Source organism: Micromonospora sp. NPDC004336 (assembly GCF_053602615.1).
In genome coordinates this window covers 26,476-46,520 of the sequence record NZ_JBSGDY010000008.1, presented here as the reverse complement: position 1 = coordinate 46,520, position 20,045 = coordinate 26,476, and the positions used below count along the sequence as shown (strand labels likewise).

At 72.6% G+C, this 20,045-nt stretch carries 19 protein-coding genes and 3 tRNA genes; 14 read left to right on the top strand and 8 right to left on the bottom strand.

Going from position 1 to position 20,045, the window contains the following annotated elements; genetic code table 11:
- The first annotated feature begins 5 nt into the window (after nt 1-5).
- From idi to ACWENR_RS03605, 6 genes are all read left to right on the top strand, one after another.
- Nucleotides 6-626, top strand: a complete 621-nt coding sequence (idi, locus tag ACWENR_RS03630) for an isopentenyl-diphosphate Delta-isomerase (protein ID WP_452275497.1) — start codon at nt 6-8, stop codon at nt 624-626.
- Nucleotides 616-1,566: a MerR family transcriptional regulator gene (locus ACWENR_RS03625; RefSeq protein ID WP_452275496.1), complete on the top strand. Its 951-nt coding sequence runs from the start codon at nt 616-618 to the stop codon at nt 1,564-1,566. The genes idi and ACWENR_RS03625 overlap by 11 nt, the downstream gene beginning before the upstream one ends.
- Nucleotides 1,567-1,643: 77 nt before the next feature.
- Entirely contained in the window at nt 1,644-2,444 is an 801-nt protein-coding gene (locus tag ACWENR_RS03620) for a polysaccharide deacetylase family protein (protein WP_452275495.1), read from the top strand.
- Nucleotides 2,445-2,597: 153 nt separating this feature from the next.
- Nucleotides 2,598-2,670 (top strand) — tRNA-Glu (locus tag ACWENR_RS03615).
- Nucleotides 2,671-2,702: 32 nt separating this feature from the next.
- Nucleotides 2,703-2,776: transfer RNA gene (locus ACWENR_RS03610), tRNA-Asp, on the top strand.
- Between the two features lie 100 nt (nt 2,777-2,876).
- Nucleotides 2,877-2,950: transfer RNA gene (locus ACWENR_RS03605), tRNA-Phe, on the top strand.
- 344 nt (nt 2,951-3,294) lie between these two features.
- Here ACWENR_RS03605 and ACWENR_RS03600 read toward each other — a convergent pair.
- On the bottom strand, nt 3,295-6,906 hold the full coding sequence (locus tag ACWENR_RS03600) for an NB-ARC domain-containing protein (protein WP_452275494.1): 3,612 nt from the start codon (nt 6,904-6,906) through the stop codon (nt 3,295-3,297).
- A 637-nt stretch (nt 6,907-7,543) separates the two neighbouring features.
- On the opposite strand from ACWENR_RS03600, the gene ACWENR_RS03595 reads away from it, so the two are divergent.
- The 4 genes from ACWENR_RS03595 (at nt 7,544) to ACWENR_RS03580 (ending at nt 11,292) form a co-directional block, all read left to right on the top strand.
- Nucleotides 7,544-8,755: an AIPR family protein gene (locus ACWENR_RS03595; RefSeq protein ID WP_452275521.1), complete on the top strand. Its 1,212-nt coding sequence runs from the start codon at nt 7,544-7,546 to the stop codon at nt 8,753-8,755.
- Nucleotides 8,756-9,047: 292 nt separating this feature from the next.
- Entirely contained in the window at nt 9,048-9,644 is a 597-nt protein-coding gene (locus ACWENR_RS03590; protein WP_452275493.1) for an alpha/beta fold hydrolase, read from the top strand.
- A complete protein-coding gene (locus ACWENR_RS03585) occupies nt 9,572-9,904 on the top strand; it encodes an alpha/beta fold hydrolase (protein WP_452275492.1) in 333 nt (110 codons plus the stop codon). Before ACWENR_RS03590 ends, ACWENR_RS03585 begins: the two co-directional genes overlap by 73 nt.
- Nucleotides 9,905-10,134: 230 nt before the next feature.
- Nucleotides 10,135-11,292 (top strand): alpha/beta hydrolase family protein, encoded by a 1,158-nt coding sequence (locus tag ACWENR_RS03580; RefSeq protein ID WP_452275491.1) that lies wholly within the window; start codon nt 10,135-10,137, stop codon nt 11,290-11,292.
- Nucleotides 11,293-11,344: 52 nt separating this feature from the next.
- Here ACWENR_RS03580 and ACWENR_RS03575 read toward each other — a convergent pair whose 3' ends face one another.
- Nucleotides 11,345-12,457, bottom strand: coding sequence for a hypothetical protein (locus ACWENR_RS03575; RefSeq protein WP_452275490.1), 1,113 nt, complete (start codon nt 12,455-12,457; stop codon nt 11,345-11,347).
- Nucleotides 12,458-12,661: 204 nt separating this feature from the next.
- Between ACWENR_RS03575 and ACWENR_RS03570 the strand changes: the two genes are divergently transcribed.
- Nucleotides 12,662-13,177, top strand: a complete 516-nt coding sequence (locus ACWENR_RS03570; protein ID WP_452275489.1) for an SRPBCC family protein — start codon at nt 12,662-12,664, stop codon at nt 13,175-13,177.
- 52 nt (nt 13,178-13,229) lie between these two features.
- Here the strand turns inward: ACWENR_RS03570 and ACWENR_RS03565 are convergent, their stop codons facing one another.
- Nucleotides 13,230-13,937 carry a DUF2786 domain-containing protein gene (locus ACWENR_RS03565; protein ID WP_452275488.1) on the bottom strand — a complete coding sequence of 236 codons (708 nt, stop codon included), beginning with the start codon at nt 13,935-13,937 and terminating at the stop codon, nt 13,230-13,232.
- A 103-nt stretch (nt 13,938-14,040) separates the two neighbouring features.
- Entirely contained in the window at nt 14,041-14,430 is a 390-nt protein-coding gene (locus ACWENR_RS03560) for a hypothetical protein (RefSeq protein WP_452275487.1), read from the bottom strand.
- A 155-nt stretch (nt 14,431-14,585) separates the two neighbouring features.
- On the opposite strand from ACWENR_RS03560, the gene ACWENR_RS03555 reads away from it, so the two are divergent.
- On the top strand, nt 14,586-15,935 hold the full coding sequence (locus ACWENR_RS03555) for an ABC transporter substrate-binding protein (RefSeq protein ID WP_452275486.1): 1,350 nt from the start codon (nt 14,586-14,588) through the stop codon (nt 15,933-15,935).
- A 192-nt stretch (nt 15,936-16,127) separates the two neighbouring features.
- Here ACWENR_RS03555 and ACWENR_RS03550 read toward each other — a convergent pair whose 3' ends face one another.
- Entirely contained in the window at nt 16,128-16,871 is a 744-nt protein-coding gene (locus ACWENR_RS03550) for an enoyl-CoA hydratase/isomerase family protein (RefSeq protein ID WP_452275485.1), read from the bottom strand.
- Nucleotides 16,868-17,764, bottom strand: a complete 897-nt coding sequence (locus ACWENR_RS03545; protein WP_452275484.1) for a 3-hydroxyacyl-CoA dehydrogenase family protein — start codon at nt 17,762-17,764, stop codon at nt 16,868-16,870. Before ACWENR_RS03545 ends, ACWENR_RS03550 begins: the two co-directional genes overlap by 4 nt.
- Nucleotides 17,765-17,926: 162 nt before the next feature.
- Between ACWENR_RS03545 and ACWENR_RS03540 the strand changes: the two genes are divergently transcribed.
- Complete coding sequence (locus ACWENR_RS03540; protein ID WP_393101913.1) at nt 17,927-18,223, top strand: hypothetical protein; 297 nt, start codon at nt 17,927-17,929, stop codon at nt 18,221-18,223.
- Between the two features lie 52 nt (nt 18,224-18,275).
- Here ACWENR_RS03540 and ACWENR_RS03535 read toward each other — a convergent pair whose 3' ends face one another.
- A complete protein-coding gene (locus ACWENR_RS03535; protein WP_452275483.1) occupies nt 18,276-19,055 on the bottom strand; it encodes a class I SAM-dependent methyltransferase in 780 nt (259 codons plus the stop codon).
- A 53-nt stretch (nt 19,056-19,108) separates the two neighbouring features.
- Here ACWENR_RS03535 and ACWENR_RS03530 point away from each other — a divergent pair, with 53 nt between their 5' ends.
- Entirely contained in the window at nt 19,109-19,507 is a 399-nt protein-coding gene (locus ACWENR_RS03530; RefSeq protein ID WP_452275482.1) for a PPOX class F420-dependent oxidoreductase, read from the top strand.
- A 78-nt stretch (nt 19,508-19,585) separates the two neighbouring features.
- On the opposite strand, the gene ACWENR_RS03525 is transcribed toward ACWENR_RS03530, so the two are convergent.
- Nucleotides 19,586-19,795, bottom strand: a complete 210-nt coding sequence (locus ACWENR_RS03525; protein ID WP_007073996.1) for a BldC family transcriptional regulator — start codon at nt 19,793-19,795, stop codon at nt 19,586-19,588.
- Between the last annotated feature and the right edge of the window lie 250 nt (nt 19,796-20,045).

The window sequence follows — 20,045 nt, the reverse complement described above, 5'->3', positions numbered from 1 at the left end:
GTGCCGTGACCGCCCGCGAGAAGCACCTCGTCGAGCTCGTCGACGACGCCGGGCGCGCCCACGGCGAGACCACCGTGGCCGCCGCACACCGGCCCCCGGGCCAGCTGCACCGCGCCTTCTCGGTGCTGCTCGTCGACCCCGAGGGCCGGGTGCTGCTCCAACGGCGGGCCCACGTGAAGACCCGCTTCCCACTGCGCTGGGCCAACGCCTGCTGCGGCCACCCGGCGCCCGGCGAGTCGCTGACCGAGGCCGCCAACCGCCGGCTGCGCGAGGAGCTCGGCGCCGACCCGGTCGAGCTGACCGAGGTCGGGGTGTACGTCTACTACGCCGAGGACCCGGCCACCGGCCGGGTCGAGTTCGAGTACGACCACGTCCTGCGGGGCGAGTTCCGGCCGGGCAGCCCGCTGCGGCCCGACCCCGACGAGGTGGCCGAGCTGCGCTGGGTCGACCCCGTCGCGCTCGTCGCCGACCTCGACGCCGACCCCCGCGCGTACGCCCCGTGGCTCGGCGGGGTGGTGAACCGGCTGCGGCGACCCCCGGGGCCGGCCGCCGGCCCGCCGGGTGCGGCCACGACCCCCTCCGGGCTGCCGGCGGACGACGCGTCGGAGCGGTCGGGTGGCCGATGAGGCGCTGAGCGCGGGGGCGGTGGCCCGGCGACTCGGGGTCGCCGTCACCACCCTGCGCACCTGGCACCAGCGCTACGGGCTCGGCCCGAGCGAGCACGTCCCCGGCCACCACCGGCGCTACACACCGGCCGACCTCGCGCGCCTGGAGATCATGCGGCGGCTGACCGCCCAGGGGGTCACCCCCGCCGAGGCGGCCCGGTGGGCCCGCGGGGCCCCCGACGTCGCGCCGGCAGACGCCCCCGCCCGGCCGCGCGCCCGCGCCGCCGGCGCCCGGGACGGCGGCGGCCCGACCATCCCGGTCGGCCGGGCCGGGCCCGCCGCCCGCGGGCTGGCCCGGGCCGCCATGCGGCTGGACCCGGTGGCGATCAGCGCGGCGATCGCGCACGCCATCGAGGCGGACGGCGTGGTCGCCACCTGGGACGGGCTGCTGCGCCCCGTGCTCGTCGGCATCGGCGAACGACACGCCGCCACCGCCGGCCTGGTCGAGGTCGAACACCTCGTGTCGCGCTGCGTGTCCGAGGCGTTCGCCGCGGTCGCCCGGGCCTGGGCGCCCGGCGACCCCCCGCGCATCCTGCTCTCCTGCGCCGACGAGGAGCAGCACAGCCTGCCGCTGGAGGCGCTCGCCGCCGCGCTCGCCGAGGTCGGCGTCGGCTACCGGATGCTCGGCGCGCGGGTGCCGGTGGCGGCGCTGGTCGAGGCGGTCAACCGGACCGGGCCGGCCGCCGTGGTGATCTGGTCGCACACCCGGGCCACCGCCGATCCCGCCCAGCTCACCGCCCTGCTCGCGGCGCCCCGCCGGCCACTGCTGGTGCTGGCCGCCGGGCCGGGCTGGCGGGCGGACTCGCTGCCCGCCGGGGTGGTGCGGCCGGTCGACCTCACCGAGGCGGTCTCGCTCGCGCTGGCCGTACGCGACTCGCTGGGCCAGTCGACGGCCGACTGACCGGGGGTGCCGGGGCCAAACGCCGTCCACTAGCGTCGGGGGGTCCGCTGGCCCCGACCCCCTCTCGGGAGCGAACGATGCGCCCACGCGCCGTACTGGCCTCCGCCCTGGCCCTGGTCCTCCTCCTCGGCGGCTGCGGCGGCACCACCCCGCCCGGGTCCGGGGTCGCCGGCCCCAGCCCAGTCGCCTCGGCGCCGTTGCCGCCGGAGCCGAAACCGAGCGCCAGCCCCCGGCCGACCCGCACCACGCCGCCGCCCGCGCGCCCGGTCCGGCCGCTGCCGAGCAAGTTGCCGGCCGGCCTGCAGCGCACCACGGGCGTCCGGGCCGTGGCGCTGACCTTCGACGACGGGCCGGACCCGGCCTGGACGCCGAAGGTCCTCGACCGCCTCCGCGCGGCCCGGGTCACCGCCACGTTCTGCGTGGTCGGCACCCAGGCCCGCCGGCACCCCGACCTGATCCGGCGGATCGTGCGCGAGGGGCACCAGCTCTGCAACCACAGCTGGCGCCACGACCTGGACCTGGCCCGACGGCCGGTCGCCGAGATCCGCAGCGACCTCGCCCGCACCAACGCGGCGATCCGGGCGGCGGTGCCCGGCGCCAAGGTGCCGTTCTACCGGCAGCCGGGCGGCCGGTGGACGCGCGAGGTGGTGGGCGTCGCCAAGCAGCTCGGCATGCGCTCGCTGCACTGGAACGTCGACCCGCAGGACTGGAGCAAGCCGACCGCCGGGACGATCACCAAGCGGGTACGCGCCGCCGCCCGGCCCGGATCGGTCGTGCTGCTCCACGACGGGGGCGGTGATCGGGCCGCGACGCTGGCCGCCTGCCCGCACCTGATCGTCGACCTGAAGCGCCGGTACGGCATCGCCCGGCTCCGCTAGACCCATCTGACCTGCGGTTTTATGGGTGGGTGTGGCTCGGGCCATACCGGTTTGGTCGACCGGGGGGCCATCACGTAAGCTATCCAAGCCTCCGGCGGGGCCGGATGGGAGCAAGTCCGCTTGAAGTTGCGAGTGTGCAATGATGGCGGGGCCGCCCTCATCGTCTAGCGGCCCAGGACGCCGCCCTTTCAAGGCGGTAGCACGGGTTCGAATCCCGTTGGGGGCACGGTCCGGCTTCGGCCGGAGGCAACAAAGCTAGGTCCTGTGGAGCAGTTGGAGTGCTCGCCGCCCTGTCAAGGCGGAGGTCGCGGGTTCAAGTCCCGTCAGGACCGCAGCGCTTACGCCGCGCACTCGCGCGGCGTTCTGCGTATCGGAGCATGCGACCCTCCCGGCGGCGACCCCGCCCTGCGGGTAGCATGAACCGAGCACCACGGCCAGGTAGCTCAGTTGGTACGAGCGTCCGACTGAAAATCGGAAGGTCGGCGGTTCGACCCCGCCCCTGGCCACATAGCCTTTCGCCGGGCTAGCAGGGCGGTGACCAGCGGTAACGCGGTCACCGCCTTTTGCGTTGGAAGGCGTTTCCATTGATAAGGGTGCCCATGCTCGTGCGCCCAGGCTGCGCCCATGGGCGCATGATGCCACTTAGAGAGTCTGGGAAATGACCGAGAGTAGTTTGATCTCCTGCCTCGCCAGAAGAGCTGGCTGCACACTCGGTGCTCTTGCGGCCCCATCGCTCGTCTGGGCGGTCTGACCTTCCTTGTGGCATCCGTCTGCGGCCGAGGTTCTACGTGCCCAGGAGACCAGTTCCACGTCTACTTCCGTCGATATCTATCGAGATGTCGGCTTCCGATCACTTCAGCGGGGGCAGGTACGACCACAAGTAGGTGGCGGAGGGCGTTGTCGCGGCCAGCGCGGATCTCCCGGGGACCCAGGCACACCCGGTCACCCTCTCGTTGACCGTGACACCCGCTACGCAACGGCCAGTGCGCAGATCCCAGACTCTTACGGTGTGGTCCCAACCGCCGGTCGCGACCAGGGACCCGTCTGGCGAGATCGCGACCACCTCGATCTGTTCGGTGTGACCAGTGAGCACGTGCACCGTGGTGCCTGTCGCGACGTCCCAGACGCGGGCGGTACGGTCCCAGCTACCCGACACGATGAGCGCGTCGTCCTGGGTGATGGCGAGGGTACGAACCATGGTGGTGTGCCCTCGTAGCACGTGCCAGGCCTCTCCCGAGGGCATACGCCACAGCCGGATCACACCTTCGTCGTCGGAACTGGCGAGCCACCGGGCGGTGGGGGAGACGATCAACGCGTTCACCCATTCGGTATGGCCGGTGCAGGTGGCCAGCGCGGCTGCGGTGCCGGTGTCCCAAACCCGGACCGAGGCGTCATGGCCGGAGCTGGCGAACCAGCTGCCGTCGGGAGCGAGGGCTAGGGAGCTGATCCGGTCCTGGTGCCCCTGCCAGGCGTGGGTTTCGGTGAGCAGCTGCGAATCCCACAGCCGTAGGTAGCCGTCGTAGCCGCCGGTAATGATCACTTGGTTGGTGGCGGCCAACGACTCGATCTCCGGTCCGAGCGTGCCGAGGTGGCGACCGGTGCCTGTGTCCCAGACGTCGGCGAAATAGCGCGGGTCGACGGCAGCAAGTCGCTGGCCCTGGTCCCACACCACGACCGGACTCAGCTCGTTGGCGTGACCTTCCTCCAACTGCCGCAGAATGGCACCGGTGGTGACGTCGCGCAGCCGGATGATGTCGCCGGCCGCCACCCAGTCGCCGCGAGGATGTACTCCGAGCGCGTACCCGCCGTCGCCGCTGTCGTCCCGGGAGGTCCCGGTTGCAGTCAGATCCCAGATGCGCAGCGTCCGGTCGGCGCTGCCGGTCACCACACGCCGTCCGTCTGGGAGGAAGGCGGCGCAGGTGACACCGCCGGTGTGCCCGTCAAGGGTGTGCCGCAGGGCACCCGTCGCCGCGTCCCAGACCTTAGCCGTCTTGTCCCAGCCTCCAGTGACGATCAGGCTGCCGTCCGGGGAGATTGCGACGGAGTTAATCCCCTGGTCTCCGTGGTAGAGCCGACGCATTGTCCGCAACGTCGTCGTGTCCCAGATCAGGATGACGCCGACGTTGCTGGTGCAGCTCACCGCCCAACGCCCACACGGCGAGATTGCTACGGCCTCGATCGGGCCCGCCCAGCTTTCTCCCCACGGTCCGCGGCGCTTGAGCCGGGAATGGTCAGTGAATATTCCTCGGACCCGATGATCGCCGAGGTCAACGAGATGGATGTGGGAATACCAGCTGCCGACAGCGATCCAGCCGCCGCCCGGCGCGACCGCCAGCGCGTTAACGGCCCTTGACGGGAGTCTCTTCCCCCAGATTCGGGCCAGCCTCCGCCGAATCTGATCGAGCCGCCCGTACGCACGGTAGACACTCGCACTCGATCCGGACGCCGGATGCCAAACACGTACGGTGCCATCATGGCTCCCCGTGAGCAGACGGCCATCCGACAGTGCGTGAACCGCTGCAATGGTCTCCCTATGCCCGCGCAGAACTTGCCGGACAGTGCCCAGGGTCGCGTCCCAGATGCGTAGGTTCCGGTCGTATCCGCCGCTCGCGATCCAGTCGCCGTCCGGGGATGCCGCGACATCCTCGAGGTAGTGGGTATCGCCGGTCAGAGCCAGCCGTGGCGCGCCGGTCTCGGTGTCCCAGACCCGGACGACGGCGTCGTGGTCAGCGGAGGCGAGCCAACTGCCGTCGGTGGCGATGACGAGGGCGGAAATGATCGCGGTGTGACCGACAAGAGTTCTCGTCGAGGACGATCCGTCGGTCGGCGACGGCCAGAGGGGCATCAGGCAACCGGCCTCCCGATCCCGGATTAGGGACCCCGTGTCCGTGCCGGGCTCTAGGACGTTCAGCAGGGGCGAGGTCGTGTCTGCGCAGTTCGGCAACGGTATGGCCAGATGCGCCCGCGCGGCGAGGGCACGGGCGATCGACTCGGTCGCCAGTGCCGGGACGGTCCGCAGGTCGCTCTCCGCCGCGACCGGCCCGTCCAGGCGTACCCGAAATCGGACCCACCGCAAATCCTGCACCAGCGCACTCAGCTCGTCGGCGGCGCCAGCCGCCGCGAGGTGATAGGTCAAATTGCGGCGCAGGTAGTCGTAGTCGTCCGGAAGATGCCACCAGCCCTCGTCGGCCTTCGCGCCCGCACGAGCCTGCTCCAACAGGCCCGCGTGCAGCGCGGGCTCGGCATCACCCGTGAGCTGCCTGCGCAGGTACGACCGGACGACGTCGTGCAGGCGCACATAGGTTCCTTCGTGCACGGACACCAACGAGAGCGCCGCAAGCCGGCTGAGAACGGCACGACTCGCGGCGGCGCTCAGTCCGGCCGATCCAGCCCACACCATACGAATGACGGCGGAGGGGATGCGGTCGTCCTCACGGAAGATACTCAGCTCGCGGCACCGCTGCCGGTGCTCCGGATCGAGGCGCCCCAGACTGGCCTCGATTGTTCCGGCGACGAGCCGGCCCCGGAACGCGTCCCGCGACATCTCGTCCAAGCTGGTGGGTCCGAGCTCCTGCAGGAGCGTGAGGTGGGCCTTCACCGCGTCGCGGACCGGTGTCCCCTGCCCGACCACGTCAGCGACCGCAGCGCCGATTAGCGACAGCAACAGGGGCCATCGGGCGGCACTCTGGATCAGCGGGCCCACTGCTGCGTCGCCCGAGCCGATCCAGTGCCCGAGCAACTGCTCGGCCTGGACCGTCGACATCTCACCGACCTCAATCTGTGGAGTTCCCGTCGGCAGCAGCCGGGGCACACGGGTGGTCACTACCCGTGAGCACTTCCGGCCGCCCTGAAGGAACGGGGCGAGGTGCTCGGCGGTCCAAACGTCGTCAATCACCAGCAGTACCGGCGGTCGGGCGTCGAGGAGCTGGCCCAACCGGAAGGAAGCCCGGCCCGGGTCGCTGAACTCCTGCCGCTCACCGGAGATCACCTGTGCCAGAAACTCCAGGTGGCCGGTGAGATCTGCGGCCGAAGGTTTCTCGCCAACCGTCACCCACAGCACGCCGCCACGGAACCTCTCACGGATTTCCGGCAGGCGGCAGATCGCCTGCGCGAGGGTGGTCTTACCGAAACCACCCGCACCGACCAGCGCGACGGTTCCAGGAAGGCTTCTGACCGCGGCCGACACCAGATCAGGGCGGGGCACGAACGGCTTCTCAGCTGTCTCCACCATCCACGGTGCCTCGTCGTCAGCGCTGAAGCGGCTCCGGCGCGAGCGGGCAAGCAGCCCGGCGAAACCCGCGAGGCCCACCGCGCTCAGCAGCGTGGCGAAGAAGATCGCGGAGTCGTTGCGCAGACCCTGTTGGCCTGCGTCGTCGCCGCGCGGCCACCCGAGCCGGTTCCACAGCCACCAGGATCCTGCGGAGGCCAGGAGTACCGCCCCGAGCGCGGCGAATCGACGCATGGGAGTGGATGTTAGTTGCTCAGCCGGCGTGGTGGCGGCCAGCGCTCAGCCCGTAGAGGTCAGGCGCCGTCACCGTGTCGGCGCCCTGCAGACTGCTAGCAGTTTGGCCAATGGGCCGCCTGAAGGAGCGCGGCCAGTACAACAGGCGGCCGGGGCAAGCCGCAGGCACGCTGTTGCTCCTGGCAGCCCATCTGCCATGAAGTCGGTCAACCTCCAAAATCCAGGTCGGTCCGACTCTGATAGGCGGCGCGGAGATGGTCGATTTTGCGCAGGACGCAGGGCGGCGCGGCGCCCGAACCTAGATCCCCCTGATCGCGATGGAGTAAAGGGTGGCAAACCGACGCCGCCACACAGACCCAGACCGGAGATTCCGCCCCAAAGGTGGTTGCTGAGAATCATCCGCGCTCGGGAGAAGATCATCGGCGCGCTGGACGGCGATCTTCCGAACGAGGCACATCAGGCGGTAAGTGAGACTGCTCAGGTCTGCGGCCTAGGCGCCGCGTGCGCACATGCCTGCAAACCCGCGCGAGGTGACAGTGGACTGTCGTGTTAGGTCGGGTTAGACTGCCCATCGGCGTCATGGACTTGACGACCGACACTGATTCCCGGCCGGAGGCCGGAGAATGGAGTGAAGGCCATGCCTTCATTGAACAGCGTGATCTTGCACGCACCGATGGCTCGCCGCTTCCCGGCACCGCCCGACTCGCCCGCCGACCTTGCCTTGGTCGAGACTCACATCTTCCGGGTCAGGGCGACCGAGCTTCCAGCCGGCATCCCCGACGACGCAAACCCGCGCGAGGCGAACCTCAACCGCCAAGTGTACCGGAAGGTCAAGGCCTCCCTCTTCGGTGGTGAAGGCTCAGACGGCACCGGATCCTTCCACTTGAAGCACGGTGGCATCGTCCTTGTGGCCGAGAAGGTAGAGAGGCTCGACGGCGACCGCTACCGCCTCTGGTTCAATCCCGCCGTCAAGCAGGGTGTCGCTAACGGCAACCACAGCTACCAGCTCATCCTCGCGGCCCAAGCAGAGGCGGAAATCCCGGAGGACCAATACGTGGAGATCAAGGTCCACGTAAACGTTCCTCATCAGATCGTGCCGGATCTCGCGGATGGGCTGAACACGTCCATGCAGGTACGCGAGGAATCGCTGGCCGACTTGCGCAATCAGTTCGATTGGCTCAAGAAGGTATGTGAGGGCCGGCCGGGGGGAATGGAAGCCATCTCCTGGCATGAGGGTAACGACGGGATTTATGACGTACGGGAAGTCTTGGCGCTCCTCATGGCGTTGGATCCCACTCGCTACCCGCTGGAAGACCCAGTCGGAGTCGAAAACGTCTACGCCCGTGTGTCGTCCGTCTTCAAGCTCTACCTGAAAGACCCCGGACGCGTGGAAAAGTTCGCCCCCATCGCGTTGGAAGCGCTAGAGCTGTACGAGTACATCCGATTCTCGGCGGCGCGACTGTGGCAGGGCAAGTTCCGGCTGCTGAAGATCGCAGATCGGCCGTCGAATGGATACCTCTTCACCTTCCCCTTTCTCTTGGATGAGACGGGCAAGCCGGAGCAGTCAGATGCTCGCCTCACCAAGGCGGCTGCGATCCCCTGCTTCGCCGCATTCCGCCCCATGGTCAACGTGGACAAGGACGGCCACGCCTCCTGGAAGTACGACTTCACGGAGATCAAGGCAATGTGGGACCAGTACGGTGACGAGGTCATGAAGGAGGTCCACGACACCGTCACTCGCCAACACAGCGGCAATACCCACTACGCTGGACGATCCCCGATGCTCTATCGCGCCACGAGCAAGACGCTGGAACTCGCCGACCTGCGGCGACAACTCGCAAGGCAGTAGCCCTGGCACCTGGCGATTGCCAACGAACGAGGGCCGAGCGCTCGGCGTCGGTTCAGGGCTGCCGGAGCTGAATTCCGAGGGCCAGGCTTGGCTTAGCGCCTTCTGCCCCGCCTCGCCTGTGCACCCATGGGTGCACAGGCGAGGCGAGAACCGCCATTCCCTGAGCCCGGGATCCCATCTGACGGCCGCCCCTGGACCGCCACGGGCCGGGTCCGTCGGGTGGCCCGGGCGATCTCGTCGCGCGGACAAACTCCGGCGCAGAAGCCGGCCTGCGGATCTAGCATCCCGGGTCATGCGTAAGTTCTTCACGGTCGGCAGTCGCAGGCTCTCCTACCTGGACTTCGGTGGTTCCGGGGCTCCGCTCCTGGCCCTGCACGGGCACTACAACGAGGCGGCGGCATTCGCGCCACTGGCCGAGGCGTTGGCGCCGCGGTGGCGGGTGATCGCGCTCGATCAGCGCGGGCATGGAGCGTCGGACCGGACCGACAGCTACGAGCGTGACGACTACGTCGCCGACGTCGCCGCGTTCCACCGGCATCTGGACGTCGGTCCCACGGCGGTGCTGGGCCACTCGCTCGGCGGCGCGAACGCCTACCAGTACGCCGCGCGGCACGCGGACCGGGTGACCGCGCTGATCGTCGAGGACATCGGCGCGGTCGTGGACGTCGACTGGTCGTTCACGACCAACCTCCCCCGCCGCGCGCCGTCGCGCGCGCGGCGCTGGCCTCGGCCCTGGGCGCGGCGGCACCCTACCTGGAGTGCTCCTTCCGCCAGACCGGGGACGGCTGGGGCTTCTCGTTCGACATCGACGACACGGTGGCGTCCCAGAAGGCACTCAGCGGCGACCACTGGAAGGACTGGCTCTCGGTGCGCTGCCCCACTCTGCTGATCCGTGGAACGCGCAGCGACGAACTGGCGGGCGACCACGCTCGCGAGATGATCGCCCGTCGCGCCGGCCGGGCTCAGCTCGTCGAGCTGCCCGCAGGTCACGTGGTGCACCACGACGCTCCAGCGCAGTTCGCCGCCGCTGTCGGCGCCTTCCTGTCCGAGCCCGGGGGCGGCCTCCGGCCCGGCTCCGGGTCGGCCTCCGAAGCGTCGAGCACCGGTCGCGCCGAGCCCTTCCCGGTGACGGCCCGTGAGAGTTCGTGATCTTCGCAAGGATTGGCGGCACGGGGCGATTCAGGCGTTGGGCGTGACCCGGGGTGCCGAAGAGCTGGCTCACGCCCGCGCCGGACCCTGACGAAGGTGGGTACGCCCGCCTGCCGTTCGGGCGCGGTGCGTGCCCCGGGCGGATCCCTACCGTCGACGCGTCACGACGGATCCCCTGGGAGGCAGCATGACCACACCGACGGCACGCTCCGGCTCGACGGCACCGACCGGTGATCGCCTTGCGTAGCGGCGGCCGGGCACTGCTCGTACTCCTGACGCTCCTGGCCACGCTGCTGGCCGGCGGCCCGGTCGCGGCCCGGGCGTCGGCGCCGGCGTCGGCGCCGGCGTTGGCGCTGCCTGCGCCGACGGGCCGCCACCCGGTCGGCACCACCTGGCTGCACCTGACCGACGACGCGCGGCCCGACCCGTGGCGGCCCGAGCTGCGCCGGGAACTGATGGTGTCGCTCTGGTATCCGGCGGTGGCCGCGCCGGGCACGCCGGCGCCCTACACCACGGCGGCGGTCTCCGCGCGGATCATCGCCGCCGAGGGCCTGCCCCTCCCACCCGACCTGTTGACCACCGTACGCACCAACGCCCGCCGCGACGTGCCCGTCCGGCCGACCGCCCGGGGCTGGCCGCTGGTGGTGCTCTCCCCCGGCTTCGGCCTCAGCCGGGAGTCGCTGACCGGGCTTGCCGAGGAGCTGGCCAGCCGGGGGTACGTGGTGGCCGGCGTGGACCATCCCCACGAGGCGCGGGGCGTCGAGTTCCCGGACGGCAGGGTCGCCGACTGCCTCGCCTGCGAGAATGCCGAACCGGACCGGTTGCCGCGCGTGGTCGAGGGGCGGGCGGCCGACGTGTCGTTCCTGTTGGACCGGCTGACCGGACCGCGCCCGGCGTGGCGCGGCGCCCGGTTCGTCGACCAGACCCGGATCGGCATGGTCGGGCACTCGATCGGCGGCGCCAGCGCGGCCCAGGCGCTTCGCACCGACCGGCGGGTCGACGCCGGGATCAACCTGGACGGCACCCACTTCGTCCCCGTCCCGGCGGGGACGGTGGCCAAGCCGTTCCTGCTGGTCGGCTCGGAGCGGCCGACGGACGCGAGCTGGCTGCGCGACTGGCCCGGCCTGGCCGGCTGGAAGCGCTGGCTCACCGTCACCGGCAGCGGTCACCTCTCCTTCACCGACCGGCCGGTCCTCGGAGCCCAGCTCGGCATGGACCCGGGCGCCATCCCGGGCGACCGGCAACTGCTGATCACCCGCGAGTACGTCGCGGCGTTCCTCGACGCACACCTGCACGGGCGACCGCAGCCCCTGCTCGACGCGCCGGCCCCGGCCTATCCCGAGGTGCGCTTCCAGGACGGGCCGCCGGCACCGGTCGCGGCGGGGTGAACGACCCGGTCCCCACCCGGCAGACGCGGGTGGGGACCGGGTCGTCCCGGCGTCAGCGCCCCTCCTGCCGGCGCTGGGCAATCCCGCTCTGGATCGCCTCCCACACGCTTCGCCCGGCCTGTCGCAGCGTCTCCCCCGCCTGCTCCGCGAGCTGCGCCGCGCTCGGCGGCCCGTCACCGCCGGCCTCGCCGGTCCGGTCGCCCGGCCCGCGCCCGCCCTGCTCCCCACGGCCCTGCCCGGCCCCGCCCTGGTCACGGGCCGACCGGCCGGCTTCACGATCCGCCTGCTCCCGGGCGCGCTGGGCCTGACCCTGTTCCCCGCCCCCGCCCGAGCCGCTGGCGAGCCCGCCACCCCGCGCCGCCTGACCGGCATCCGGCCCGCCGCCCTGCTCGCCCTGCCCCCCACCACCGCCCTGCCCCCCACCACCGCCCTGCTCGCGACCAGCGGCCTGCTCGCCCTGCCCGCCACCCTGCTCCCGACCAGGGGCCTGCCCACCCCCACCGCCCTGCTCGCGACCAGCAGCCTGCTCGCCCGGCCCGCCGCCCTGGCCGCCCGGCTTTCCGCCCGGCTCGCGCAGGGAACGGTCGGCGACCGCGCCGATCGCCCCGACCTGCTGGCCGAGTTCGTCGGTCGCCCCGCCGGGCCGCTCCACCGAGCCGGCGACCTGCCGGCCGGATTCGCCGGCCTCCCCGCGCGGCCGCTCAAGCGCGCCGCCGGCCTGCCCGTGCCCGCCCCGGCCGCCGGGTCCGGCCTGCCCGCTCCGGGCGGCCATCTGCTGCGTCGCCCGGTTGACGTCGTCGATCGACTGATCCGTCGTACGCGACAGCGCCTCGATGATCTGCGGGTTGCGGTCGAGGGTGGTCAGCGCGCGTTCCAGGATGTCGACCACCTTCTCCAGGCGCACCTTGAGCTGCGCCTCGGCGTGCACCCCGGTGATGTCCAGCTCCACGCCCTCAAGGTGCACCCGGACACCGGCGTCGAGCTGGAGGAGGTTGGCCAGCCGTGCCCGCAGGGACAGGTCGGCGTCCAGCCCGTCCACCGCGAGGCGGATCGAGTCGACCGACACCTCCGACACGTCGAGCAGGACGTCCGGCTCGGCCGCCTCCCGTCCGGCTGGCCGTTGGCTGGTCCGCTCCGGTTCCCGCTGCTGCGCGTTCTCGCTCATGTTCCCCGCTCCGCCTCCTCCGGCCCGGCCGGCCGGGACCGTCCGGCGCGGTTACCCGATATCCGGCCGACAATCCGCTCCGACCCGCCCCGCGCGGCGCGTCGCCGGCCGACGGGCCGTACGCCCGCCAGGCGGAAGGGGTGTCCGGAACCGGGCAGCGCGCGAAGCTGCACACCCGGGCATCAGCCGGTATGGTCCGGGCCTATGGGACAGGAGATGGCTGACCCGGCCGGCATTCGGCAGGAGTCCGAACGGTTCGCGCTGCGCAGCGTCCTCCTGGTCCCCGCCCCCGCCGGTCAGGCGTTCGCGGTGTTCACCGACGCGCTGGCGAGCTGGTGGGTTACCGAGTACACGTGGTCCGGCCCGGAGCACCTGGCCGAGCTGGGCATGGAGCCGCGCGCCGGCGGAAAGCTCTACGAGATCGGCCCGTACGGCTTCCGCTGCGACTGGGGCCGGGTGCTGACCTGGGACCCGCCCCGGCGGCTGGTCTTCACCTGGCAGATCGGCGCGGACCGGGCGCCGGTCCCGGACCCGGCGCGGGCCAGCGAGGTGGAGGTGCTCTTCCACCCGGACGGCCCGGAGCGGACCCGGGTGGAGGTCGAGCACCGGCACTTCGACCGGCACGGCGAGGCCGCCGAGGGCTACCGGCAGGCGCTGACCGCCGGCTGGCAGGAACTGCTCACCCGCTACGCCGCCGCGGTCACCCACGGCGCCGGCTGACCCGCCCGGGCGGGTCCCGCGAGCCGTCCCCGCGACGCGGGTCCCGGTGCCGTCAGTGGCCGATGCCGGGACGGGTGCCGGGGGCGGTGGCGACGCCCCGGCCGCCGAGGTCGGCGCGGCGTCCGGCCTCGGCGCCGGAACCGAACCCGGTGCCGGCCAGTCGACGCGGCGCGGCGGTGCGCAGCCGCGGATACACCTCGGCGACGCGGTGCCGGACGCGGTCGGACCGGTCGGCCAGCACGAGCGCGACCGACGGTCCGCCCGACTCGGCGACCGCGTCCGCCTCGGCGGCGGCGAGCCGGACGCCGATCACCTGGGCGAAGCCGGCCAGCCAGGAGCGCCGGAAGGCGGCGGGGTGCTCGCCGGGTGGCACGTCGGTCGCGGCCAGCCCGTGCGCGGCCTGCACCAGCAGCGACGTGAAGAGCAGGTCGACCCGTTCCAGGTCGCTGGCGAAGCCGAACAGGTGCATGGCGAAGCCGTCGCCCTGCCGGCGACGCACGCAGCGGCAGCGCAGCGGGTCGGCGACCGCCGCGAGCAGGCCGGCCTTGTCCCTGGCGTACGGGGCGACGACCTGGACCACCCGGTCGCCGACCGGATCGGTGGCGGGGTCGCGGGTGGCCAGGAGCGCCCGGTCCACCCCGTAGCGGGCGATCAGCTCGGTCGCCTTGGCGGTGAACGCCGCCGACTCGGCGGGGGTGCAGGCCGGGTCCTCGGCCTGGGCCAGCAGCTTTCGCACCTTGCTGAGCATGGCCTCGGACATGCCCCCAGAGTGTCACGCCGGCCGGTCGACGCCCGCCCGGCCCGGCCCGAGCACCGGCACGGAACCCAGCGGACGACGCGGGAACCGGCGGGTCGGGCGCGCGTCAGCCGGCCCGGCTACGCAGGGTGGCCACCGTCGAGCCGGCCAGGGTGAGCAGGCAGTCCGGCAGCAGCCCGTCGGCCGCCGCCGCCCCGAACAGGGCCTCCCCGGTGTCGGCGTCGGCATTGGCGTACGCGCTGACGAAGCGGGCCACCCAGCGGGTGTCGTAGTCGGCGTCGTCGATGCCGGGAAAGTCCAGGGCGCAGTTGCCCGGCGGCACCGGGTCCCCGACCATCGTCGCGGCGAGGCACCAGGCCACCCCGTACGCGCCGGCCAGGCCGGACCGGTCGACGACCGCGTCGAACGCCCCCACCACCGCGTCGCCGTCCCCGGCCAACGCCGAGCGGAGCACGGCGGTCGCGTCGTCGAGCGTCTGCTGTGGTGATTCGGTCACCCACCGCACGGTAGGGCAGCGGGTCAAGCTGCCGGAGCGGGGTCACTCTGCGTGAGCAGGGCGGGCGACCTGCGGATTGAGTCGGCTCCGTGGTCACGCCACAGGCCTCGGCACGCTAATGTGCGCAGCGGACCTTCGCCGGAGGAAGGACGACCATGCTCAAGTCACGCGCCTCGCGGGCAGCCACCCTGGCCACCTGCGTGACGTTCCTGCTCGCCAACAGCGCCTGCGGAACCGAAGGCCCCGAAGAGGCGACCACCCACCAGGTGCGCCTCTACGGCACCGACGGCAACATGCTCAACTCGTACCCCGCCGAGCTGAAGGACCGCGCCGGCCTCGTCGACGGCATGAAGGGCACCACGCCCATGACACCGCTGCCGGAGAGCTTCAAGAGTCGGCTACGGACCGTCGATCCGCAGCTGAACGACTTCATCTACGCCGCCGAGACGTACGACGCGGTGGTTATCAGCGCGCTCGCCGCCCAGCTCGCCGGCAGCACGGACCCCGCCGCCATCGCCCGGCAGATCGTCGGGGTGACCAACGGCGGGCAGCGCTGCGAGGACGCGGCGACGTGCCTGGCGCTGGCCCGCGCCGGACAGGACATCGAGTACCGCAGCGTCTCGATGACCCGGGCCGGCTTCACCGACGCCGGCGAGCCGGCAACCGCCAGCTACGCCACCCTGCACTTCGACGGCCAGCGGCTCAACGACGGCAAGACGGAGTTCGTCGGCGCCGGCGACGAGTCGGCGGCGAGCACCAAGACCCCGCCGAAGGCGAAGAAGCAGCGCGGTGGCCGCACCGACCGCAGCGACGGCTCCCCGCTGGTGGTCGGCGGCCTGCTGCCGAAGAGCGGTGACCTCTCGCTGGCGTACCCGCCGATGGCCGCCTCGGCCGGCCTGGCGGTCAAGGAGATCAACGCCGCCGGCGGCGTGCTCGGCGAGCCGATGGTCTGGGTCGACGGCGACGACGGCACCAACCCGGCGGTGGCCAAGGCCACCGTGGCCCGGCACGTCGAGCGGAACGTGCACGTCATCATCGGCGCCGGCGGCTCCGGGATCTCCCGCGAGGTGCTGCCCGACGTGGTGGCGGCCGGGAAGGTGCTCTTCTCTCCGTCCAACACCGACGCCAGTCTGACGGAGCTCGACGACAAGGGCCTCTACTTCCGCACCGCGCCGCCGGACAGCCTCCAGGGGCGGGCGCTCGCCGACGTGATCCTCCGCGACGGGCCGCAGAAGATCGCGATCGTGGCCCGGAAGGACTCGTACGGCGAGGGCCTCCAGGCCACCGTCAAGGCCGAGCTGGAGCGCACCGGCGTCGGCGGCGACCGGCTGAAGCTGCTGACCTACGACCCGCCGGCCGACGCCAAGGCCAGCCCGGTCGACTTCTCCGCCGGCGCGAAGGAGATCAAGGACTTCGGCGCGGAGGCCGTGCTGATCATCGGCTTCGCGGAGTCGGCGGAGGTGATCCGCGCGCTCGCGGACGCCGGCGTGGAGATCCGGCACTGAGCCACCGACCCCTTGGCTGACCGACGGCCGCACCGGTGATCCGGTGCGGCCGTCGTCGTGCCGGCTGCGTCCCGCGCGACCGACGCCATGGTCGGGGCGTCCCGCGCGGCCGGTGCCGGGTCGGGGCGTCCCGCGCGGCCGGTGCCGGGTCGGGTCTGGCGAGACGCCGGCCGGGTGCCCGGCGGCCGGCGGTCAGCGGGGCCGGCGCCGCTCCAGGAAGTCGGTCATCCGCCGGCGCTTCTCCTCGTCCTCGAAGAGCACCGCCTGGCTGACCAGGTCGAGGTGCGGGTGGGCGGCGGGCGGCGCGTCGACGGCCAGCTTGGTGAGCCGCAGGGCGAGGGCGGACCCCTTCGTCATCTCGTCGAGCAGGTCGTGGGCGGTGGGCAGCAGCTCGGCGGGCTCGGCCACCACCCGGTTCACCAGGCCGATCCGCAGCGCCTCCTCGGCGTCCACCCGGCGGCCGGTGAAGAGCAGCTCCTTGGCCCGCGCCTCGCCGACCAGCGCCGGCAGCCGGTGGGTCGCGCCCGCGCCGGCCAGGATCCCCAACCGCACCTCCGGCTGGCCGAACACCGCCCGCGCCGTGCAGACCCGCAGGTCGCAGGCGTACGCCAGCTCGGCGCCGCCGCCCAGCGCGGGCCCGTCCACGGCCGCCACGGTCGGCATCGGCAGCGCCCGGATCCGGGCGAAGGCGGCCGAGTTGATGGCCGCCAGGGCGTCCAGCCGGCCCCGCTCGCGCAACTGGCCGATGTCCGCCCCGCCGGCGAAGATGCCCTCGGCGCCGCCGGTCAGCAGCAGCAGGCGGGGTCGGGTCTCCAGCTCCGCGCAGACCTGGTGCAGCTCGGCGATCAGGTCGGCGTCGATGGCGTTGCGCTTCTCCGGCCGGTCGAGCGTGACGACCAGCCGGTCCGGCCGCTCCTCGACGCGCAGCCCGCTCACGCCGCGCCTCCGCTACTCGCGTCTGCGGGGCCGGCGGACGCACGGACCCCGCCTTCCCAGCGGTAGAAGCCCTGGCCGGACTTCTTGCCCAGCTTGCCGGCGGCCACCATCTCCACGAGCAGCGGCGGCGGCGCGAACCGGTCCCCGTACGCGGCCTGGAGGGTGCGCGCGATGTCCAGCCGCACGTCCAGCCCGACCAGGTCGGTCAGCTCCAGCGGGCCGACCGGGTGCCGGTAGCCGAGCACCATCGCCTTGTCGATGTCGGCCGGGCTGGCCACCCCGTCGGCGACCATCCGGATCGCCTCCAGGCCCAGGGTGACCCCGAGCCGGGAGGTGGCGAAGCCCGGCATGTCGCGTACGACGACGGGGTCCTTGCCCAGCCGGCGGGCGAGCGCGACGGCCGCGGCGGTGGTCTCGTCGGCGGTGGCCGGGCCGACCACGACCTCCAGCAGCGCCATCGCCCAGACCGGGTTGAAGAAGTGCAGCCCGAGGAAGCGCTCCGGCCGCGCCAGCCCGTCGGCCAGCTCCGCGATGGGGATGCTGGACGTGTTGCTGCCCAGCAGCGCCGGGCGCAGCGCCTCGGCCTCGCGCAGCACCGCCCGCTTGAGGTCTGGCCGCTCCGGCACGGCCTCCACCACCACGGCGGGTTCCGGCGCGACCTCGGCCAGCGCGGACCGCAGCGTGACCCGCTCGCGGTTCGTGGCGGCCTGGTCGGCGGTCAGCTTCCCACGCCCCACCGCCCTGTCCCACAGCTCGGCGAGCCGGTCCACGGCGGCGGCGCCCCGGGCCCGGTCCACCTCGACCAGCTCGACGGCGTGCCCGGTCCCGGCCGCCACGTACGCGATGCCGAGCCCCATCGTGCCGGCCCCGACGACGACAAAGCGGTCGCTCATGACGCCTCCCTGCCTCCGGCGGCGACCGGGGGTTGACCCGCGCTCCGCCACCCGCTCCACTCGCTCATGGGCCGACCCTATGCAGCGACGCTCCCCGGGCATGCGTGGGGGCGGCGCGGATCGGGTACGACGGCCGTCAACGACAGGGAAGGACGGGCCGAGATGAGCCAGGCACCGGAGACCGTGGACAGTGCGGGCGCGGCGGAGACCGTGGAGACCCGCGGGGACGAGCGGGTGGACCTGCTGCGTGCCGACACCAACAACGACGGGCGCACCGACGTCTGGGTGGCGGACACCGACGGGGACGGCAAGCCGGACCTGTTCCAGTTCGACACCGACCACGACGGCAAGGTGGACATCACGATGGTCGACCTCGACGAGGACGGCACCCCCGACGAGGTGGTCGACGGCGACGGCGGCCTCCCGCCCGAGCAGCTTCCGCCGACCGTCCAGGTCTGAGGCATACGCCGGCGTCCGGGGCCCCGCCGTCTCCGGCCGGGGCTCCGGGCGTTCAGCCGGCCAGGCGCAGCGTGGCCAGGTAGTAGGGCGCGTCCCGGTCGTCCACGTCGGTCAGTCGCCACGCGGTGCCCCGGACCAGCTCGGCCAGCTCGTCGGGCGAGCAGACCAGGTAGTCGAACCACTCGGTGCCCAGCTCCCGGTAGCGCAGCCGGAGCCGGAGCTGCCCGCCGAGCCGGCCCCGGCGCCGGTTGCGCTCGTGGTAGCCGGTGTGCAGCGGGTCCCGGGTGCCGTACGGGTCGGTGCCCTGCGCGATGACCCGCGCGCCGGGGCGGGCCAGCGCGGCGAGCGCGGCCAGCAGGGCCGGGGCCCGCTCCCGCCCCTCCAGCAGCCCGACGTTGTTGCCGAGCAGCAGGAACGTGTCGTAGCGCCGCCCGTCGGCGACGTGCGCGTCGACCGTGCCGTGCACGAGGTCGCGGACGCCCCGTCGCCGGCAGACGGCCAGCGCGCCGGCCGAGGTGTCCAGCCCGGTGACCGGCACGCCCCGCTCCTGGAGCAGCAGCGCGACGCGGCCCGCCCCGACCCCGACGTCGAGGGTGGCGCCCTCGACCCGGTCCACCGCCCGGCGGTCGTACGGCTGCCAGTCCGCCGGACCGTCGAGGTAGTGCGCGGCGGGCGCGCCGTTGACCAGCCCGTCGTCCCGCTCGATGATCTCGATGACGGGCCTCGGCAGCCGCCCGCCCGCCAGCGGCCGGGGGCCGACCCCGGTGGCCACGGCGAGGGCGTCGCGCAGCATCTCCCCGAACACGTCACCGATCCGTGGCTCCACCGTCACGGCTTCACGCTATCCGGCCGGTCAGTCAGCCGCGACGGCCGTATCCTGGCGGCGTGACCACTCTGGATCGCCTCGCGGCGGAGAAGTACGTCCTGCTGACGACGTTCCGCAAGGACGGCCGGGCGGTGCCGACCCCGGTCTGGGCGGTGCGCGACGGCGACGCGCTGGCGGTGTGGTCGGCGGCGGATTCCGGCAAGGTGAAGCGGATCCGGCGCAGCGGGGACGTCACGGTGGCGCCGTGCGACGTCCGGGGCCGGCCGCACGGCGAGGCGGTGCCCGCCCACGCGACGCTCTGCGACCCGGCCGACACCCGGCAGGTCCGCGACCTGATCAAGCGGAAGTACCGGCTGATCGGCCGGCTGAGCCTGCTCGGCAGCCGGCTGCGCCGGGGCGAGGGCGGCACGGTCGGCATCCGGGTCTCGCTCGCGGAGCGGCCGTCCGGCGGCGCCTGACCGCCGACGCCGGACACGACGAAGGGCGGCGGACCGGGGTCCACCGCCCTTCGCGCACAACCTGTTGACTTCCGGCCGTCAGTCCCCCTGGCGCTGCTGGGGGATCTGCCCCTGCAGCAGGGCCCTGACCTCCGACTCGCGGTACCGGCGGTGGCCCCCCAGGGTGCGGATGGCGCTGAGCTTGCCAGCCTTGGCCCACCGGGTCACCGTCTTCGGGTCGACACGGAACATCGACGCCACCTCGGCCGGTGTGAGTAGCGGCTCTGGTTCGTGCGTTCGCGATGCCATCGGTCACTCCTCCACATGTATAGACATCGGCCGGGGTCCCGCCGGCCGACGCGTCTCCCATGGTCCGGCTAGTCCCCGATGTCCGACATGGGCCGAACGGCCGAACGTCCCTAGACGGACGGATGAACCATGCCCGATTTATGCGACTTTTACACGGCAGAAAGTACCTTATTCGGACTCATGATCACGGTTCGTGATGCGCCGACTACGAAGACACCTCGGATTCGAGGCGCTTCCCGGGCGATTTGGG

What these genes read in the sequence shown, in the direction of transcription:
- ACWENR_RS03620 (WP_452275495.1), top strand. Translation starts at nt 1,644, where the DNA reads ATGCGCCCACGCGCCGTACTGGCCTCCGCCCTGGCCCTGGTCCTCCTC.
- ACWENR_RS03600 (WP_452275494.1), bottom strand. Translation starts at nt 6,906, where the DNA reads ATGCGTCGATTCGCCGCGCTCGGGGCGGTACTCCTGGCCTCCGCAGGA.
- ACWENR_RS03595 (WP_452275521.1), top strand. Translation starts at nt 7,544, where the DNA reads ATGCCTTCATTGAACAGCGTGATCTTGCACGCACCGATGGCTCGCCGC.
- ACWENR_RS03590 (WP_452275493.1), top strand. Translation starts at nt 9,048, where the DNA reads ATGCGTAAGTTCTTCACGGTCGGCAGTCGCAGGCTCTCCTACCTGGAC.
- ACWENR_RS03575 (WP_452275490.1), bottom strand. Translation starts at nt 12,457, where the DNA reads ATGAGCGAGAACGCGCAGCAGCGGGAACCGGAGCGGACCAGCCAACGG.
- ACWENR_RS03570 (WP_452275489.1), top strand. Translation starts at nt 12,662, where the DNA reads ATGGGACAGGAGATGGCTGACCCGGCCGGCATTCGGCAGGAGTCCGAA.
- ACWENR_RS03565 (WP_452275488.1), bottom strand. Translation starts at nt 13,937, where the DNA reads ATGTCCGAGGCCATGCTCAGCAAGGTGCGAAAGCTGCTGGCCCAGGCC.
- ACWENR_RS03555 (WP_452275486.1), top strand. Translation starts at nt 14,586, where the DNA reads ATGCTCAAGTCACGCGCCTCGCGGGCAGCCACCCTGGCCACCTGCGTG.
- ACWENR_RS03545 (WP_452275484.1), bottom strand. Translation starts at nt 17,764, where the DNA reads ATGAGCGACCGCTTTGTCGTCGTCGGGGCCGGCACGATGGGGCTCGGC.
- ACWENR_RS03540 (WP_393101913.1), top strand. Translation starts at nt 17,927, where the DNA reads ATGAGCCAGGCACCGGAGACCGTGGACAGTGCGGGCGCGGCGGAGACC.
- ACWENR_RS03525 (WP_007073996.1), bottom strand. Translation starts at nt 19,795, where the DNA reads ATGGCATCGCGAACGCACGAACCAGAGCCGCTACTCACACCGGCCGAG.